The organism is Sphingomonas lycopersici (assembly GCF_026130605.1).
Lineage (GTDB): Bacteria > Pseudomonadota > Alphaproteobacteria > Sphingomonadales > Sphingomonadaceae > Sphingomonas > Sphingomonas lycopersici.
In genome coordinates this window covers 46472-63928 of the sequence record NZ_JANFAU010000007.1, presented here as the reverse complement: position 1 = coordinate 63928, position 17457 = coordinate 46472, and the positions used below count along the sequence as shown (strand labels likewise).

Here is a 17457-nt window from a genome sequence, read left to right as displayed (position 1 = left end):
CCCGCGCTGCGGCATGGCGGCGTCATGGTTCCCTTTTCGTTCGCCGGCCACGAGCTCGTCGCGCTGCCGCAGGGCGCATTGTTCTGGCCGGCGCGCGCGGCCTTGCTCGTCGCCGATCTGCACCTCGAAAAGGCAAGCTATTTCGCCGGCGCGGGGCAGATGCTCCCGCCTTATGATTCGCTCGCCACGCTGACCGATCTCGCCGCGCTGGCAACCGCGACCGCGGCGCGCGAAATCTGGTGCCTGGGCGACAGTTTCCACGATGCGCGCGGCGGTGGGCGGCTGCCCGACGCGGCGCGGGCGATGCTGCACGCGCTGATGACGCGGGCGCGCTGGACGTGGATCACCGGCAACCACGATCCGATCGACGCCGATCGCTGCGGCGGCACGGTGGTCGAGGAAGCGGTGATCGACGGCCTCGTGCTACGCCACCAGGCCGATCCCGCCGAGATGCGCCCCGAGCTGTCGGGGCATTTCCACCCGCAATTGCGCATTCGGGTGCGCGGACGGCTCGTCGCGCGACGGTGTTTCGTCGCCAGCGGGCGCAAATTGCTGCTCCCGGCATTCGGCGCGCTGACCGGCGGGCTCGACGCCACCCACAGCGAGATCGCGCGCGCGATCGGTGCGCCCGCGGAGGCTTTGGTGCCAGTGGAGAACCGCCTGCTGCGCTTCCCGCTGGCGGCTTAGGATTCGCTACCTCCGTTCGCCCTGAGCCTGTCGAAGGGCTGTCCGTCTTCCTTGAAAGAAAAGTGCAGGGCTTCGACAAGCTCAGCCCGAACGGGGAGAGGGCAATTCACGGACTGTTAGGGCCACCTTAAACCGTCAGCCCCTGCAACAACTTGGGCAGCGCCCCGCTCTCGCCGCGCGCTTCGGCCATGAAACGCGCCTTGAGCGGGGTGATACGGTCGACCGCCGAAATGCCGAAGCGCCGGATCGCGCTCGCCGTGCGGCCGGGGATGCCGAACAGCCGGGTCAGCGTATCGGTCGCCCCCGCGACCATCAACGTATCGAGGCTGCGCCAGCGCTGGTAGCGATCGAGCAATTGCGCATCGCCCGCCTCCAGCCCGAGCCGCCGCCCCTCGACCAGCACCTCGACCAGCGCCGCGACATCGCGGAAACCGAGGTTGAGCCCCTGCCCCGCGATCGGATGGATGCCGTGCGCCGCGTCGCCGACCAGCGCGAGCCGCTCGCCGGTGATCGTCGCGGCATGATGGAAGCCGAGCGGGAAGCTCGCGCGCGGGCTGGCGCCGGAAAGCGCGCCGAGGAACCCGCCCATCCGTTTCTCCGCCTCGGCGAGAAAGGCGCGATCGCCGAGCTTGAGCATCGCCGGCGCGTCCGCCGCCTTCACCGTCCAGACGATCGCCGAGCGATGCCCGATCTCGTCGTCGACCAGCGGGAGCAGCGCGAACGGCCCGGCGGCGTAGAAAATCTCGTAAGCGATCTCCTCATGCGGCCGCTCGTGGTGGAACGCCGAGATGATCGCGGCATGATCGTAGCGCCATTGCGCGACCTTGATCCCGGCATCGGCGCGGGTCGGCGAATTGCGCCCCTCGGCCGCGACGAGCAGCGACGCGCCAACCGTCTCCCCCGAGGAAAGCGTCGCGGTGACGCCGGCTGGCCCACGCGTTACCGCGGTCGCGCGGGTCTTCATCCTGAGGTCGACCGTCGAACGCTTGAGCGCCTCGCCCAAGGCGATGCGCAGCCGGCGATTCTCGTACATCGTCCCCAAAGCGCCGTCGTCGGCATCGGGAATGAAATCGAGCTTGCCGGGTGCGAGCCCGTCGCTCACCCGGATATGGCGGATCGCGCAGCCATGGCCTTCGAGCCCCCCGGCGACCCCGATCGCCTCGAGCATGCGGTGGCTCGCGCTGGCGATGGCGGAAGCGCGGCCGTCGAAGCCGATCGCGGTGGTGACGGTCGGGTCGGCCGGGTCGACCACGATCGTCTTGAGGCCGTGGCGATCGAGCGCGATCGCCAGCGTCGCACCGACCAGCCCGCCGCCGAGGATGAGAACGTCAGCGTGATCCATCCGCCACGCTCTATCCGCGATCCGGCGCGCTGCCAATCGCGGTGTCTTGACGCGGGACTCGGTGAGGCAGATGATTCCGCCGGGCATATCTCATCACATCGGCGGGGGATTTAAAGGCAATGGCGAGCCGGGCGAACGCATCGCTATGGCGCGAAACGGTGAAGGCAGGCGCGGCGCGCAGCGGCGCGCTGATCGTCGCGATCGCGCTGGTATTGGCCACCGCGGCGATGGCGCTGGCGCTGGTGACCTATTCGCCGGGCGACGCCGCGCTCAACACCGCCGCCGGGGAGGGCGTGCATAACCTGCTCGGCAGCGCCGGCGCGTGGTTCGCCGATATCGCGCTGACCCTGCTCGGCCCGGCGGTCGCGCTGCTGCTCCCGGTCGGGCCGATCGTCGCGCTCCGGCTGTGGCGCGATCAGCCGGTCGGCGAATGGGGGCGGATGCTGCGCAATGCCGCGCTCGGGGTCGCGCTGATGGCCACCGCGCTCGCCTGCGTCGCGCGCGGCGCGGTGCCCGCGCTGCCGTTCGGCTGGGGCGGCGGCATCGGGCTCGGCGTCGTCGCGGGCGTCCGCTGGGCGCTGGGCTTCGCCAATAATCCTGCCGTGAGCTATTGGTCGGTGATCGCGCTCGGCCTGGTCTCGGGCATCGCCGGCGCGATCCTGTGGGGGCGGAGCATCGACATCGCGTTGCCGCGGGTATGGCGCGTCCGCCGCGATCGCCCGGCGGCGATCGACGACGAGGACGTGCCGCTCGAACTGGTGCGCCGCCCGGTCACCCCGCGCCCGGTGGCGCAACCCGATCCGCGCCCCGGCCCGGTAATCAGCGAGCGCAGCCTCGCACCCTCGGCCGCGCGCCCCAAACCCGCGGCGCAGGCGCAGCTCGATCTGCGCGACAATTATGTCCTGCCGACGATCGATCTGCTCACCCCGGCCCCGCCGTCGCAGAACAATGCGATCGACAAGACCGCGCTGGAGCGCAACGCGCGGCTGCTCGAGACCGTGCTCGACGATTTTCACGTCCGCGGCGAGATCAAGGAGGTCCGCCCCGGCCCGGTCGTCACGATGTACGAGCTCGAGCCGGCGCCGGGGATCAAGGCGACCCGCGTCGTCAGCCTCGCCGACGATATCGCGCGCAACATGTCCGCGATCTCGGCGCGCGTCGCGACGATCCCGGGGCGCACCGTGATCGGGATCGAACTGCCCAACGCCAAGCGCGAGACGGTGTCGCTCCACGAACTGATCGGCTCGCAATCGTTCGAGGATCAGTCGGCGCAGCTCCCCGTAGTGCTCGGCAAGAATATCGCGGGCGATCCGGTGATCGCCGATCTCGCGCCGATGCCCCACCTGCTCGTTGCGGGGACCACCGGCTCGGGCAAGTCGGTCGGGCTCAACTGCATGATCCTCTCGCTGCTGTACCGGCTGACCCCGGATCAGTGCCGCATGATCATGATCGATCCCAAGATGCTCGAATTGTCGATGTACGACGACATCCCGCATCTGCTCTCGCCGGTCGTCACCGATCCGGCCAAGGCGGTGCGCGCGCTCAAATGGGCGGTCGAGCAGATGGAGGATCGCTACCGCCAGATGTCGTCGCTCGGGGTCCGCTCGCTGAGCAGCTTCAACGACAAGGTGCGCGCCGCCCGCGCCAAGGGCGCCCCGCTCGGCCGCCGCGTCCAGACCGGGTTCGGCGAGAACGGCCAGCCGGTCTATGAGGAAGAACAGCTCGATTATCAGGTGCTGCCGCAGATCGTGGTGATCGTCGACGAGCTTGCCGACCTGATGATGACCGCGGGCAAGGAAGTCGAATTCCTCATCCAGCGGCTCGCGCAAAAGGCGCGCGCGGCGGGGATTCACCTGATCATGGCCACCCAGCGTCCCTCGGTCGACGTGATCACCGGGGTGATCAAGGCCAACCTGCCGACCCGCATCTCGTTCCACGTCACCTCGAAGATCGATTCGCGCACGATCCTCGGCGAACAGGGCGCCGAGCAGTTGCTGGGCAAGGGCGACATGCTCTACATGCCCGGCGGCAAGGGCATCGTCCGCGTCCACGGCCCGTTCGTCTCCGACGACGAGGTGCGCGCGGTGACCGATCACTGGCGCGCGCAAGGGGCGCCCGATTACGTCACCTCGGTCACCGAGGAGCCCGAGCAGAGCTTCGATCTCGAAGGCGCGCCGACCGGCGAGGATTCGGCCGAGGATCAGCAATATCGCGCCGCGATCCAATTGGTGTGCGAGAGCCAGAAGGCGTCGACCTCGTGGCTCCAGCGCCAGTTGCGGATCGGCTATAACAGCGCCGCCCGGCTGATCGAGCGGATGGAGAAGGACGGCATCGTCGGCCGGCCCGACCATGTCGGCCGCCGCGAAGTGCTTCGCGACGCCGACGGGCATCCGATCTGAACGCTTCGATTAAGCGAGATTGTCGCTCCCCGTTCGAGCCGGGCCTGTCGAAGCCCTGCACTTTCTTCCGACGAAGAAGCACAGCCCTCCGGCGGGTCCCATGAAAGTATTACTTTCATGGGCGCCCTCACAAGCTCAGGGCGAACGGGACGGCAATCTCGTCGCTCTTCTCTATCAACCTATTGTTTAGGCAAGGTTTTCCTTGAAGAACGCCGTGGTCCGCTGGTCCGCGAGATCGGCCGCCTGCGGCGAGCGGCGGTTGCCCATTTCGGTAGCGAAGCCGTGATCCTCGCCCGGATAATCGTGGATCGTCACCCGCGGATGATCGTCGAGCCCGGCGTGCATCCGCTGTTGCGCGGCCTTGTCGACGAAGCCGTCCTCGCCCGCGACATGCAGCATCACCGGGCGCGCAATCGCATGCTTCTCGCCGAGCAGCCCGTCGATCCCCACGCCATAATAGCCGACCGAGGCGTCGATATCGGTGCGGCACGCGGTCATGAAGGCGAGCCGGCCGCCGAGGCAATAGCCGACGCAACCGACCTTGCCCGTACCGCCGAGTAGCGCGCGCGCCTTGCGGATCGTTGCCTCGATATCGCGGATTCCGGCTTCCTGATCGAACTGGCCGAACAATTGCAGCCCGCGCTCGAACTCGGGTTTGACATCGGGATCGAGCTGTTCGCCCGGCGCGATCCGCCAGAACAGATCGGGGGCGATCGCGAGATAGCCGTCCGCCGCCAGCCGGTCGCACTTGCCGCGGATCCCGGCGTTCACTCCGAACACTTCCTGGATCACTACGATCGCCGCGGTCGCCGTCCCCGCCGGGCGCGCGACATAGGCGCCGAAATGCGCGTCATGGTCCAGCGTTTCGACCTCGATCATCTCACCCATTGTTCACTCCATTGATGTTCTTGGTTCAATCGCTGGTCGCCCGACCGCCGACAAGCGTTGCGATAAAGGCGGAATCGCGGGCATACATAGCAAGGGACGCTATCGCGCCAGCCCATGCGGCTCAAGGAGTGGTCGGGAATGAAAGTGAATGTCGAGGTGGATTGCACCCCGGAAGAGGCGCGGCGCCTGATGGGCCTGCCGGACCTCACCCCGATCCATGAAGCCTATATCGCCAAGATGCAGGATACGATCGACAACGGGCTCCGCCCCGAGATGTTCGAGACGATGATCAAGAATTGGGCGCCGATGGGCGAGGCCGGCGTCGCCTTCTGGCGGCGACTGTTCGAGGCGGGGACCAAGCCCGGCGGGTGATGGATACGATCTTCGCCGTTTCGAGCGGCCAGCCGCCCGCGGCGATCGCAGTGCTGCGCATCAGCGGCCCGCACGCCGCAGCGACGGTCGAGGCGCTCGCGGGTGGGCTCCCCCAACCCCGCCGCGCGACGTTGCGACGGTTGCGCGATGCGGACGGCGCGTTGCTCGACGATGCGCTGCTGCTGTGGTTTCCGGGGCCAGCAACCGCGACCGGCGAAGACCTCGCCGAACTCCACCTCCACGGCGGCATCGCCACGGTGGCGGCGGTCGAGCGGACGCTTGCCTCCCGCCCCGGGCTGCGCCGCGCGCGCGGGGGCGAATTCACCCGTCGCGCGCTGGAGAACGGCCGGATCGATCTGGCGCAGGCGCAGGGGCTCGCCGACCTGCTCGAAGCCGAAAGCGAGGCGCAGCGCCGCGCGGCGATCGCCAGCGTCGACGGCGAGATCAGCCGCGCGGTCGCGCGCTGGCTCGCGACGCTCGCCGGGATCGCGGCGCGGATCGAGGCGATGATCGACTTCAGCGACGAGGATGATGTGTCGCCCGCCGACGATCGCCAGCTCGATACCGCGATCGCGGCATGGCTCGGCGAGGTGTCGGCGCTGCTCGCGCGGCCGACGGTCGAGCGGCTGCGCGAAGGCTATCGCGTGGTTCTCGCCGGGCCACCCAATGCGGGCAAATCGTCCCTGTTCAACGCGATGCTCGAACGCGACGCGGCGATCGTCACCCCGATCGCGGGGACGACGCGCGACCTGCTCGAAGCGCGGGTGGTCCGCCACGGCCAGCTCTTCACGCTGATCGATACCGCGGGGCTGGCGGTGGAAACCGACGATCCGGTCGAGCGCATCGGGATCGAGCGTGCCCGGCGCGCCGCGGCGACCGCCGATATCGTGCTGTGGCTCGACGATGCCCCCGCCCCCGCCGACTGGCCGGTGACCGCGCTTCACCCGCGCAGCGACCTTCCCGATCGCGCGACGGTCCCCGCAGGCCGCATCGCGGTGTCGCGCGACGACCTCGCGAGCATCGACCGGCTGTGGCAGGTGGTCGAGGAGCGCGCCGCCGCGCTGTTCGCGATCGATGGCGCCTTGCTCCGCGACCAGCAACGCGCCGCGGTGGTCGCGGCGCGCGAGTCGATCGAGCGCGACGGCATGGATCGCGATCTATTGGTACGCGCCGAAGGAGTGCGCTATGCGATGCGGCAATTGGCGGGCATCGTCGGCGCCGACGCGACCGAGACGATGCTCGATGCGCTGTTCGCGCGCTTCTGCATCGGGAAATAGTGTTTCACGTGGAACATGCTTTTGACGTTATCGTGGTCGGCGGCGGCCACGCCGGAACCGAGGCCGCCGCGGCCGCCGCGCGGTGCGGCGCACGCACCGCGTTGCTCTCGCAGCGCCGCGACCGGATCGGGGCGATGTCGTGCAACCCGTCGATCGGCGGGCTCGGCAAGGGCCATCTGGTGCGCGAGGTCGACGCGCTCGACGGGCTGATGGGGCGCGCCGCCGACGCCGCCGCGATCCACCACCGCATGCTCAACCGCAGCAAGGGGCTCGCGGTGCAGGGGCCGCGCGTTCAGGCGGACCGCACGCGCTATATGCGTTCGATCCAGGCGCAACTTGAGCAACAGGACCGGCTGACGGTGATCGAGGGCGAAGCCGCGGCGCTGATCCTGCGCGGCGGCGCGATCGCCGGGGCCACCCTGCTCGACGGCAGCGCGATCACCGCGCGCGCGGTGGTGCTGGCCACCGGCACCTTCCTCGGCGGACGAATCTTCCGCGGCGACGAGCGCGACGACGGCGGCCGCGTCGGCGAAGCGGGGGCGAACGAGCTGGCGCGGCAACTCCGCGCGCTCGATCTGCCGGTTCGCCGGCTCAAGACCGGGACGCCGCCACGGCTCGACGGGCGGACGATCGACTGGGCGATGCTCGCGCCGCAACCGTCCGACGAAGATCATTGGACGATGTCGCCGATGACCCGCACGCGCGCCCTCCCCCAGCTCGCCTGCGCGATCTCGCGCACCACCGATCGGACCCACGCGATCATCCGCGACAATCTGCATCGCTCGCCGCTTCATACCGGCGCGATCGAAGCGGGCGGGCCGCGCTATTGCCCGTCGATCGAGGACAAGATTCGCCGCTTCGGCGACCGCGACGGGCATCAGATCTTCCTCGAACCCGAGGGGCTCGACGACCCTCTGGTCTATCCCAACGGCATCTCGACCTCGCTGCCGAGCGATGTTCAGCGCGCAATGGTGCGCTCGATTCCGGGGCTCGAAGACGTGGAGATCGTCACCCCAGGCTATGCGGTCGAATATGATCATATCGATCCGCGCGCGCTCGATCATCGGCTCGGGCTGGGTGCGCTCCCCGGCGCCTTCCTCGCCGGGCAGATCAACGGCACGACCGGGTATGAGGAAGCCGCCGCGCAGGGGCTGATCGCCGGCGCCAATGCCGCGGCGCACGCGCTCGATCTTGCGCCGCTCCAGCTCGATCGCGCGACCTCCTATCTCGCGGTGATGATCGACGATCTGGTGCTGCAGGGGGTGACCGAACCCTATCGCATGCTCACCGCGCGCGCCGAATATCGCCTCGCGCTCCGCGCCGACAATGCCGAGACGCGGCTGTCGCCGATCGCCGAAGCACATGGCCTGCTGAGCGATGAACGCCGCGCGCACCTCGCCCGGCGCAACGAGCAGCGCGCGGCAATCGCGCGCGGCGAGCATGACGGCGCCGACCCGGACCTGATCCGCGAGGCCGAGGAGGACGCGCGCTACGCCCCCTATCTCGAACGCCAGGCGGACGAGATCGCGCGGATGCGCCGCGACGCCGCGATCACGATCGCCGCAGGCGACGCGCTCGCCACGGTCAACGGCCTGTCGAATGAAATGCGCGAACGATTGCTCGAAGCCAATCCGCGGACGCTCGACGAAGCCTCGCGGATCCGCGGGGTCACCCCGGCGGCATTGACCGCGCTGTGGCTTCACGCAAAGGCCAATGCATGACCGAGAATGACGCGCGCGGGTGGATCGAACAGCGCTTCGGTGCCGAGGCGACCGAACGCGTCGCGCGCTTTGCCGATCGCGTGATCGCCGAAAGCGAGCAGCAGAATCTGATCGCACGCTCGACGCTCGACGCGATCTGGGCGCGCCATATTCTCGATTCCGCGCAGTTGATCCCGCTCGCCGGCCCGGTCGATGAAACGACGCGCTGGCTCGATATCGGATCGGGCGCGGGCTTTCCCGGCGCAATCGTCGCGCTGCTTCTCCCCGCGCAGGTCACATTGGTCGAGCCGCGTCGACGCCGCGCCGACTTTCTCGCCGATGCCTTGTGCGGCGCGCCCAACGCAACCGTGGTCACCGCCAAGATCGAGGGCGCAAAGCTTCCGCCGCAGCACATCGTCAGCGCGCGCGCGGTCGCGCCGGTCGACGAGCTGCTCCGTGCGACCCGCCACGTCGCCGACATATCCACACGTTATATCCTTCCCCGTGGACGAACCGCGCACGTCGAGCTTGAAAGCGCGCGCCGGGGCTGGCACGGATTGTTCCACGTGGAACCAAGCATCACCGATGCGGAATCCGGGATCCTGATCGCAGAAAAGGTTCGCATGCGATGATTTGTATCGCGGTCGCCAACCAGAAGGGCGGAGTCGGCAAGACCACCAGCGCGATCAACCTCGCGACCGCGTTGGCTGCGACCGGCAAACGCGTGTTGCTGATCGATCTCGATCCGCAGGGCAATGCCTCGACCGGGCTCGGGATCGGGCAGGCGGCGCGCGGCATTTCGAGCTATCACGTGCTGGTCGACGCGACCCCGATCGAACAGGGCGTCGTCGCCTCCGGCATTCCCCGGCTCGATATCCTCCCCGCGACCGTCGATCTGTCGGGCGCCGAGATCGAGCTGATCGAGCTCGAGGCACGCACCCACCGGCTGCTCCGCGCGATCGAGGAATGCCCGCCGCGCTGGGATATCGTGCTGATCGATTGCCCGCCCTCGCTCGGACTGCTGACGATCAATGCGATGGTCGCGGCGGATTCGCTGCTCGTCCCGCTGCAATGCGAATTTTTCGCGCTCGAGGGGCTGAGCCAGCTGCTTAGCACGGTCGAGCGGATTCGTGCGCGCTTCAACCCGTCGCTGTCGATCATGGGGGTCGCGCTGACGATGTACGATCGGCGCAACCGGCTGACCGAGCAGGTTGCCAATGATGTGCGCGCGGTGCTCGGCCGGGTGGTGTTCGAAACGGTGATCCCGCGCAACGTCCGTCTTTCCGAAGCGCCGAGCCACGGCCTGCCCGCATTGATCTATGATCATCGCTGCAGCGGGTCCGAGGCGTATATGGCATTGGCCCGTGAATTGATCGCGCGGCTTCCCCGCATGAACGAGGCCGCCGCATGACCGATCGCCGCCCCCGCCCCGGCCTCGGCCGCGGGCTCAACGCCCTGCTCGGCGATTTCGCGCGCGACGAGGCCGAGACCGCCAAGGAAGGCCATAACACCTCGGGCGTGCGGATGATCCCGATCAGTTCGATCGCGCCGCACCCCGGCCAGCCGCGCCGCCATTTCGACGAAGCGGCGCTGACCGAACTCGCCGCCTCGATCGCCGAGCGCGGGCTGATCCAGCCGATCATCGTCCGCCCGCACGGTCACGACTATCAGATCGTCGCCGGCGAACGCCGCTGGCGTGCGGCGCAGCGCGCGCGGCTCCACGAAATCCCCGTCGTCGTCCGCGATTACAGCGACACCGACACGCTGCAGATCGCGCTGCTCGAGAATATCCAGCGGCAGGATCTCAACGCGATCGAAGAGGCGCAGGCCTATCACCGGCTGGCCGAGGAATTCGGCCACACCCAGGAAGTGCTGGCGAAGATCGTCCACAAATCGCGCAGCCACATCGCTAACCTATTGAGATTACTTGATCTTCCGTCGGAAGTTCAGGCGCTGGTGATCGACGGCAAGCTTTCGATGGGGCATGCGCGCGCGCTGATCGGCGCGCCCGATCCGATCGCGCTCGCCGAGGAAGTGATCGAAAAGGGCCTGTCGGTGCGCCAGACCGAGCGCCTCGCCAGCGCCGCCAAGCCGGGCGGCGGGCGTGGCGCGACGGTCGCGCCGATTCGCCACCCGTCCGATTCGGCAGCCGATATCGTCGCGCTCGAACGCCAGCTTTCCGATCTGCTCGGGCTCAACGTGCGGATCAGCTACAGCGATCGCGGCGGATCGATCACGCTCGATTATTCGACGCTCGATCAACTCGATATGGTCTGCCAGCGGTTGAGCGGCGAGCGGATTTAGCGCCCCGCGCGGACCGGGAGGTATTAGCGGCGCATCTCGTCCAGTAGCGCGCGCCCGAGTCCAAAGGCGATAAAGCCAAATAGCGCCACGGCAAACAGCCAGACCAGCGCCGTGAGAGCGAAATAAACAGGGTGCTCGGCCGCCGTGATCGGGTGAGCATACCTGAGCGGGAATGCCAGCCTTTCGTCGCGCAAACCATCGACAAGGTGGTGGACGGCAAACGCAAAGAGGATTGTCATGAGGATGAGGCGCGCCGCTGCCTTGATACGCGCGCCCCGCGAGCTATGGCTTCGATATCGCGGGATTTTCGGCATGCTGGTCAGCGTGGCGCACATTGCTTGACGATGGGTTAGCGACTCTATCCCCGCCCCAATCGCCGCGCGCGTTCGGCCAGCCTGATCATCGCCTGATCCGCCAGCACCGCTCCCGCAGTCCCGCTCGCCACCAGCGCACGCTCGACACGGCGCACCTGGCGCTGCGCCTCGGCCAGCGCTTCGGGGCTCCAGCGGCGCAGCGCCGCCGCAGTTGCGGCTTCCTCGCGGAAGAAGACGCGATGGCGCTTGATCACCGACGCGATATCGCCCCCCGCCGCGACATCGGCGCGCATCTCCGCCAGCGCGCCCAGCCGGCGCGCGAGCGAGCGCAGCCACGGGATCGCCGAGCCCCCCGCCTCGCCCATCCGCCGCAACGCATCGCCGAGGTCGGACGAATGCCCGGCGACCACCGCCTCGACGATCTCCGACATTTCCGCCTCGCCCAGATCGGCGCCGACCGCATCGAGCGCGGCATCGTCGAGCTGCTGCGGGCGATCGGGGCCGGCATCGAGGTAAAGCGCCAATTTCTCCAGCTCGCGCGTCATCACCGCGCGATCGGCGCCCGTTGCCTGCACCAGCCGCCGCGCCGCGCCGCCCGCCATGCGCAGGCCATGCTCGCGCGCAAGCTGCCCGGCGAGCGCCTCGGCCCCCTCGCCCACCGGCACATAGCATGCGGTGGCGAGCGCCGAATCCGCCTCCAGCGCACGCTTGACCAGCCGGCTGGTCGCCTTGGCCGAAGGCGCGATCATCACCACCGGATTGCCCGCGCGCTCCGCCGCGAGAAGCGCCTCGACCGCCGCGGTCGATTCGTCCCCCACGCCCGTGACGCGGATGTAGCGCGCGGTGCCGAACAGCGAGAGCGACGCCGCCTCGTCCGCGAGCCGCGCCGAATCGCCCCGGAGCGCCGCGCCGTCGAGGTCGACCCGCTCCGCCTCCGGCCCCATCGCGCGCCCGAGCCGCTCCGCCAGCGCAAGCGCGGCGGATTCATCGGGACCATAAAGCAGATAGAGCCGGATATCGGGCGATGGCCGGTCGAGCGCTTGCCGGATCCGCGTCTCGCTCGCCTTCATTTGCGGAGCGACTCGTTCCTCGCATAGAGCGCGACGCGCGCAACGATCTGGTCGGCGACGATATCGCTCAACCGTTCGAGCGCGGTGCTCTCCGCGGCGATCGTGGCATATTCGGAGGTCACGACGTCGATCCCCGCGTCCGACCCGGCGGTGGCGTCGAGCACCACCGTCCCGCTGTCGAGCGCGACGAGCTGGTAGCGCGCGCGCAACGTGCGGCGCTCGCGGGTCACGCTGTTATCGCTACGCACCGCGAGGCCGATGATCCGATCGTCGAGTTTGACGTCGAGCCGATAGCGCGCCTGGCTCGTCCCGCCCGCGCCGAGCCGGTCGCGCAGCGCATTAGAGACGAGCCAGCCCGATTTGCCCTCGATCGGCGCGACATCGACCTGGCCGAGCGCATTCGCCACCGGCCCCGCGCCGCCCGCGGTATAGAGCGGCCTGAGCCCGCACCCGCCGAGCGTCAGCCCGAGCGCAAGGAGGGCGGCAGCGCGCTTCATGCGACGAGATTGACCAATCGATCGGGCACCACGATCACCTTCTTCGGCGTCTTGCCCTCAAGGATACGGATCACCTTGTCGCTGGCAAGCGCCGCGGCTTCGATCGCCTCCTTCGACTGGCCCTTGGGCAGCACCAAAGTGTCGCGCAGCTTGCCGTTGACCTGGATCGCGATCGTCACCTCGTCCTCGACCAGCAGCGCCGCGTCGACCGCCGGCCAGGCGGCGTCGGCGATCAGCCCCGTTCCGCCGGCTGCCGCCCACGCCTCCTCGGCGAGATGCGGCACCATCGGCGCGACGAGCAGCATCACGTTGCGGATCGCATTGTCGCGCGACGCCGAGGGCGCGGCCTTTTCGATCGCATTGGCGAGTTCGTAGATTTTGGCGACCGCCTTGTTGAACGACAGAGCCTCGATATCCGCCGCGACGCCGGCGATCGTCTGGTGCAATTTGCGGTCGAGCGCGGTATCGGCGCCCTCGCCGGCCCCGGCCCCTTCGAACAGCCGCCACAAGCGCTGGACGAAGCGCCACGCACCCTCGATCCCCGCCTCGCTCCACGGCAAATCGCGCTCGGGGGGCGAATCCGACAGCATGAACCAGCGCACCGCGTCGGCGCCGTACTGATCGACGATGCCGGTCGGATCGACGGTATTCTTCTTCGATTTCGACATCTTCTCGACGCGGCCCAGCGTCACGGCCGCGCCGGTGGCGATCTCGATGCCGTCGCGCACGTCGTCCGGCGCCAGCCAGCGGCCGTCGGCGGATTTGTACGTCTCGTGCGTCACCATCCCCTGGGTGAACAGGCCGGTGAACGGCTCGCTGACGTCGATCATCCCGATATGGTTGAGCGCGCGGGTCCAGAAGCGGGCGTAGAGCAGATGGAGGATCGCATGCTCGACCCCGCCGATATATTGCCCGACCGGTAGCCAGCTTTCGGCGACCGCCTTGTCGAACGGCTTGTCCTTGGGTTGGCTGGCGAAGCGGATGAAATACCAGGACGAATCCGCGAAGGTATCGAGCGTGTCGGTCTCGCGCAGCGCCTCCCCGCCGCATGTCGGGCAAGCGACGTGCTTCCATGTCGGATGCTTGTCGAGCGGGTTGCCGGGGGTGGCGAAGCTGACGTCCTCGGGCAGCACGACCGGCAATTGGTCGGCCGGCACCGGCACCACGCCGCACGCGGCGCAATGGATGATCGGGATCGGGGTGCCCCAGTAACGCTGGCGGCTCACGCCCCAGTCGCGCAGGCGATAGACCGTGGCGCCCTCGCCCCAGCCGCCGTCCTCCGCGCGGCGGATCACCTCGCGCTTGGCGTCCTCGATGTCCATCCCGTCGAGGAAGTGCGAATTCACCACGGTCCCCGGCCCGCTATACGCCTCGTCCTCGTGGAATTCGGGGGCATCCTTCGCGCCGTCGGAGACGACGCGGCGGATCGGCAGCCCGTATTTGCGCGCGAATTCGAAATCGCGCTGGTCATGCGCGGGCACGCCGTAAACCGCGCCGACGCCATAATCCATCAGCACGAAATTGGCGATATAGACCGGCAATTGCCACGCCGGATCAAAGGGATGGTTCGCGGTGATGCCGGTATCGAAGCCCAGCTTCTCCTGCGTTTCGAGCTCGGCCGCGGTGGTGCCGCCCTGTTTGCAGCGCTCGATGAACGCCGCCGCCTCGGGGCTGTTCGCGGCGATCGCCTGCGCGATCGGGTGGTCCGCCGCGACCGCGACGAAGCTCGCGCCGAAGATCGTATCGGGCCGGGTGGTGAACACCTCGACCGTGTCCGCACCGCCGACGCTGGCCGACAAAGCGAAGCGGAAGGTGAGCCCCTGGCTCTTGCCGATCCAATTCTCCTGCATCAGCCGCACCTTGTCCGGCCAATGTTCCAGCGCCTTCACGCCGGACAGCAGATCATCGGCAAAGGCGGTGATCTTGAGGAACCACTGGCTCAGCTTGCGCTTCTCGACCAAGGCGCCGGAACGCCAGCCGCGCCCGTCGATCACCTGTTCGTTGGCGAGCACGGTCATGTCGACCGGGTCCCAATTGACCGCGCTTTCCTTGCGGTAGACGAGCCCGTGTTCGTAGAATTTGAGGAACAGCGCCTGCTCGTGCCCGTAATAGTCGGGCTCGCAGGTGGCGAGTTCGCGCGTCCAGTCGAGCGCGAAGCCGAGCCGTTTGAGCTGCGCCTTCATCGTCGCGATATTGTCGCGGGTCCAGCCGCCCGGGTGGACGCCCTTTTCCATCGCGGCATTTTCCGCGGGCATGCCGAACGCATCCCACCCCATCGGATGGAGCACTTCCATGCCCTTCATCCGCCGATAGCGCGCGAGCACGTCGCCCATCGTGTAATTGCGGACGTGCCCCATGTGGATGCGCCCCGAGGGATAGGGGAACATCTCCAGCACATAGCTTTTGGGCTTGGGGCTGTCGTCGCGGGCGGCAAAGGTCTTGGCGTCGTCCCACACCTGTTGCCAGTGGGCGTCCGCCTTCAGCGCGTTGAAACGGGTGTTGCTCATTATCTCTTATCGGTGTGGCGGCGCGCGGTGCGGGCTTGTGTAAAGGCCCGCGACCGCATCGCTCAGCCGGTGATCGAGGCGCGGCGCAGGTCGCGCGCGCGGGTGAGGATGATGTCCTCGAGCTTCTGCACGGTGGACGCCGCGACCGGGGCCGAGACCCACTGGCCGTTCTGGTTCACCTCGCGCAGCGCGGCGACGCGCAGCGCATCGGCGCGCAGATCCTGGTCGAGGATCGAAACCGTCACCTTCATCCGCTCGGTCGGCACCTGCGGGTTGACGTACCAGTCGGTCACCACGACGCCGCCGTTCGAATCCGTCTGGAGCAGCGGCATGAACGACAGGGTGTCGAGCGTCGCGCGCCACAGATAGCTGTTGACGCCGATCGTGGTGATCTTCGACGCGGCAAGATCCGCCTCGGGCCGCACCTTTTTGTGGCCGCCACATGCCGTAAGAGCAAGGGCGGCACCAATTGCTAGCGCAAAACGCAACGGGCGGAACATCGGCATCGTCCTGAAAGCTGGGTAAAGGCAGCCGCAACCTCTACATAGGCACCCGTCCCCCCGCAAGCGGGGGCGGTGCCGCCCAGGATCACCCGGCGATGTGGGAGTCTTGCAACACTTAGCAATAAAGCGACTCAAAAGATGGTGCGCCGGGATCGAATCATGTTAGGCGAATTTTCAATCCATGGTTGGAGGGACTCGTGGTCGCTGCACGCGCGATTGCTGGCGGTATGATCGTGGCGCTTGTCGCCGCGACCGCCGTGGTTGCGCCTGCGATCGGCGCCACCGAGATCGGGCAGCGCGCGGCCAAGAAGGCCGTCGCCGCCGCAAGTGCAAGCTCCCGTTTTTCCAGCGGATTTACCCCTTCGGCGGCCGATCCGCGGCTTGCGGCGGTGTTCGCGCGCGGCGGGCTCGACAGCGCCGATGTCGGCGAATTCCGCTTCACCCCGGCCGAAACCCGGCAGGGCAATCGCGCGGTGACCGTCGCGGTGCGCGCGCGTTCGACTCGCGCGGGCGAGTCGAACGGCTTCACCGGCACCGCGCCGACCGTCGGAATCGCGCCGATCGCCTATAATCTCGGCGCGGCGATCGGCTGGCAGCGCTTCGCGGTGTCGGGCGATATCTCGCGCATCGACGTCGGGCCGCAGCCCGGCAGCCGCGAATCGACCGATGTCGCGGTCAGCTATTCGCTCAACCGCTTCACCGGCCGCGTGAAGGCGACCGCCGATCGCCCGCTGCCCGGCGCGGCGAAGACGCTCGACAATACGTCGAGCTATGCGATCGACGTCGGCGGTTCCTATTCGCTGACCCGCAACATCGATCTCACCGCGGGGCTGCGCTACAAGAGCGAGCGCGAGCGGCTGACCCAGTCGCAGTTCACCGACGATCGCCGCGACAGCCAGGCGGTCTATGTCGGGACGGCGTTCCGCTTCTAACGCGCGCTGCGCCGATATTCCCCGTTCGCCCTGAGCTTGTCGAAGGGCGGCCCCAACTCAACAACGACAGGACGGCCTTCGACAAGCTCAGGGCGAACGGGTGTGTTGCGCGCCCGACGCTCTATCGCACCAAAGCGTCGATTCCAGCCCAGCCGTTGAATCCCGTGAGTCGCGCGTAACGCCGCGCATCCATTCCGCCGAGCGCGATTCGGCATAGCGGCATTCCCGCCGCAATCGCGCGCGCGCGCCGCGGCCCCAGCGCCGGCGCACCGGGATGCGAGCGGGTGGCGAACAGCGGCGAGACGAACAGCACATCGGCGCCGCGGCGCAGCCCCGCGACCGCCTCGCGCCGATCATGCGCCGGCCAGGTCACCAGCCCCGCGCCGCGCCGGCCATGCACCCCCATTTCGCCCGCCAGCGGCATATCCCCCGCCCGCACCAGTACCAGCCCGCGCACGCGCGCAATCCGCAGCAGCCGCGCGAACAGCCGGCGGCGCTCGGCCGCCGGGGTGGCATAATGGCGGAAGACGATCCCCGCGCCGCGCGGCAGCCGCCGCACCGCCCGCCACAAAGCGTCGCCGCTGCGTTCGTCGGTCATCAGCCACAATGACGGGATCGGGGACGGCACGGGGTGGCGGCGACGCATCGCGCTTCCTATAGCGCGG

17 protein-coding genes are annotated in these 17457 nt (G+C 68.4%); 9 read left to right on the top strand and 8 right to left on the bottom strand.

The genetic code is table 11. The annotated features are described in order from the left end of the window. The first annotated feature begins 24 nt into the window (after positions 1–24). Complete coding sequence (gene pdeM, locus NED98_RS14700) at positions 25–687, top strand: ligase-associated DNA damage response endonuclease PdeM (RefSeq protein ID WP_265313515.1); 663 nt, start codon at positions 25–27, stop codon at positions 685–687. Between the two features lie 127 nt (positions 688–814). On the opposite strand, the gene NED98_RS14695 is transcribed toward pdeM, so the two are convergent. Next, on the bottom strand, positions 815–2029 hold the full coding sequence (locus NED98_RS14695; RefSeq protein ID WP_265313514.1) for an FAD-dependent monooxygenase: 1215 nt from the start codon (positions 2027–2029) through the stop codon (positions 815–817). Positions 2030–2148: 119 nt separating this feature from the next. Here NED98_RS14695 and NED98_RS14690 point away from each other — a divergent pair, with 119 nt between their 5' ends. After that, positions 2149–4428: an FtsK/SpoIIIE family DNA translocase gene (locus NED98_RS14690; RefSeq protein WP_265313513.1), complete on the top strand. Its 2280-nt coding sequence runs from the start codon at positions 2149–2151 to the stop codon at positions 4426–4428. 186 nt (positions 4429–4614) lie between these two features. Here the strand turns inward: NED98_RS14690 and NED98_RS14685 are convergent, their stop codons facing one another. After that, positions 4615–5316 carry a dienelactone hydrolase family protein gene (locus NED98_RS14685; RefSeq protein ID WP_265313512.1) on the bottom strand — a complete coding sequence of 234 codons (702 nt, stop codon included), beginning with the start codon at positions 5314–5316 and terminating at the stop codon, positions 4615–4617. A 138-nt stretch (positions 5317–5454) separates the two neighbouring features. On the opposite strand from NED98_RS14685, the gene NED98_RS14680 reads away from it, so the two are divergent. Genes NED98_RS14680 through NED98_RS14655 form a run of 6 tightly spaced genes read left to right on the top strand, consistent with a single transcriptional unit; the run spans position 5455 to position 10969 of the window. Further along, positions 5455–5688: a DUF6489 family protein gene (locus NED98_RS14680; protein WP_179512968.1), complete on the top strand. Its 234-nt coding sequence runs from the start codon at positions 5455–5457 to the stop codon at positions 5686–5688. Beyond that, on the top strand, positions 5688–6965 hold the full coding sequence (gene mnmE / locus NED98_RS14675; protein ID WP_265313511.1) for a tRNA uridine-5-carboxymethylaminomethyl(34) synthesis GTPase MnmE: 1278 nt from the start codon (positions 5688–5690) through the stop codon (positions 6963–6965). Before NED98_RS14680 ends, mnmE begins: the two co-directional genes overlap by 1 nt. Positions 6966–6973: 8 nt before the next feature. After that, entirely contained in the window at positions 6974–8686 is a 1713-nt protein-coding gene (gene mnmG, locus NED98_RS14670) for a tRNA uridine-5-carboxymethylaminomethyl(34) synthesis enzyme MnmG (RefSeq protein ID WP_265313510.1), read from the top strand. Next, positions 8683–9297 (top strand): 16S rRNA (guanine(527)-N(7))-methyltransferase RsmG, encoded by a 615-nt coding sequence (locus NED98_RS14665; RefSeq protein ID WP_265313509.1) that lies wholly within the window; start codon positions 8683–8685, stop codon positions 9295–9297. The genes mnmG and NED98_RS14665 overlap by 4 nt, the downstream gene beginning before the upstream one ends. Next, on the top strand, positions 9294–10076 hold the full coding sequence (locus NED98_RS14660) for a ParA family protein (protein ID WP_179512964.1): 783 nt from the start codon (positions 9294–9296) through the stop codon (positions 10074–10076). Before NED98_RS14665 ends, NED98_RS14660 begins: the two co-directional genes overlap by 4 nt. Then, on the top strand, positions 10073–10969 hold the full coding sequence (locus NED98_RS14655; RefSeq protein ID WP_265268833.1) for a ParB/RepB/Spo0J family partition protein: 897 nt from the start codon (positions 10073–10075) through the stop codon (positions 10967–10969). The genes NED98_RS14660 and NED98_RS14655 overlap by 4 nt, the downstream gene beginning before the upstream one ends. Before the next feature lie 23 nt (positions 10970–10992). Here NED98_RS14655 and NED98_RS14650 read toward each other — a convergent pair whose 3' ends face one another. The 5 genes from NED98_RS14650 to NED98_RS14630 all read right to left on the bottom strand — a co-directional run bounded on the left by NED98_RS14650 (position 10993) and on the right by NED98_RS14630 (position 15857). Next, the gene (locus tag NED98_RS14650; RefSeq protein WP_265313508.1) at positions 10993–11283 is read right to left on the bottom strand and encodes a hypothetical protein; all 291 of its coding nucleotides are present in this window, start codon (positions 11281–11283) and stop codon (positions 10993–10995) included. A gap of 44 nt (positions 11284–11327) precedes the next feature. Further along, positions 11328–12353, bottom strand: a complete 1026-nt coding sequence (gene holA, locus NED98_RS14645) for a DNA polymerase III subunit delta (protein ID WP_265313507.1) — start codon at positions 12351–12353, stop codon at positions 11328–11330. Further along, the gene (gene lptE / locus NED98_RS14640) at positions 12350–12850 is read right to left on the bottom strand and encodes an LPS assembly lipoprotein LptE (protein WP_179512961.1); all 501 of its coding nucleotides are present in this window, start codon (positions 12848–12850) and stop codon (positions 12350–12352) included. The genes holA and lptE overlap by 4 nt, the downstream gene beginning before the upstream one ends. Continuing rightward, the gene (gene leuS / locus NED98_RS14635) at positions 12847–15357 is read right to left on the bottom strand and encodes a leucine--tRNA ligase (RefSeq protein ID WP_265313506.1); all 2511 of its coding nucleotides are present in this window, start codon (positions 15355–15357) and stop codon (positions 12847–12849) included. Before leuS ends, lptE begins: the two co-directional genes overlap by 4 nt. Positions 15358–15419: 62 nt before the next feature. After that, positions 15420–15857 (bottom strand): DUF3576 domain-containing protein, encoded by a 438-nt coding sequence (locus NED98_RS14630; RefSeq protein ID WP_179512959.1) that lies wholly within the window; start codon positions 15855–15857, stop codon positions 15420–15422. Positions 15858–16087: 230 nt separating this feature from the next. Between NED98_RS14630 and NED98_RS14625 the strand changes: the two genes are divergently transcribed. Then, the gene (locus tag NED98_RS14625) at positions 16088–16792 is read left to right on the top strand and encodes a hypothetical protein (RefSeq protein ID WP_179512958.1); all 705 of its coding nucleotides are present in this window, start codon (positions 16088–16090) and stop codon (positions 16790–16792) included. A gap of 121 nt (positions 16793–16913) precedes the next feature. Here the strand turns inward: NED98_RS14625 and NED98_RS14620 are convergent, their stop codons facing one another. Then, complete coding sequence (locus tag NED98_RS14620; RefSeq protein ID WP_265313505.1) at positions 16914–17438, bottom strand: thiamine phosphate synthase; 525 nt, start codon at positions 17436–17438, stop codon at positions 16914–16916. Between the last annotated feature and the right edge of the window lie 19 nt (positions 17439–17457).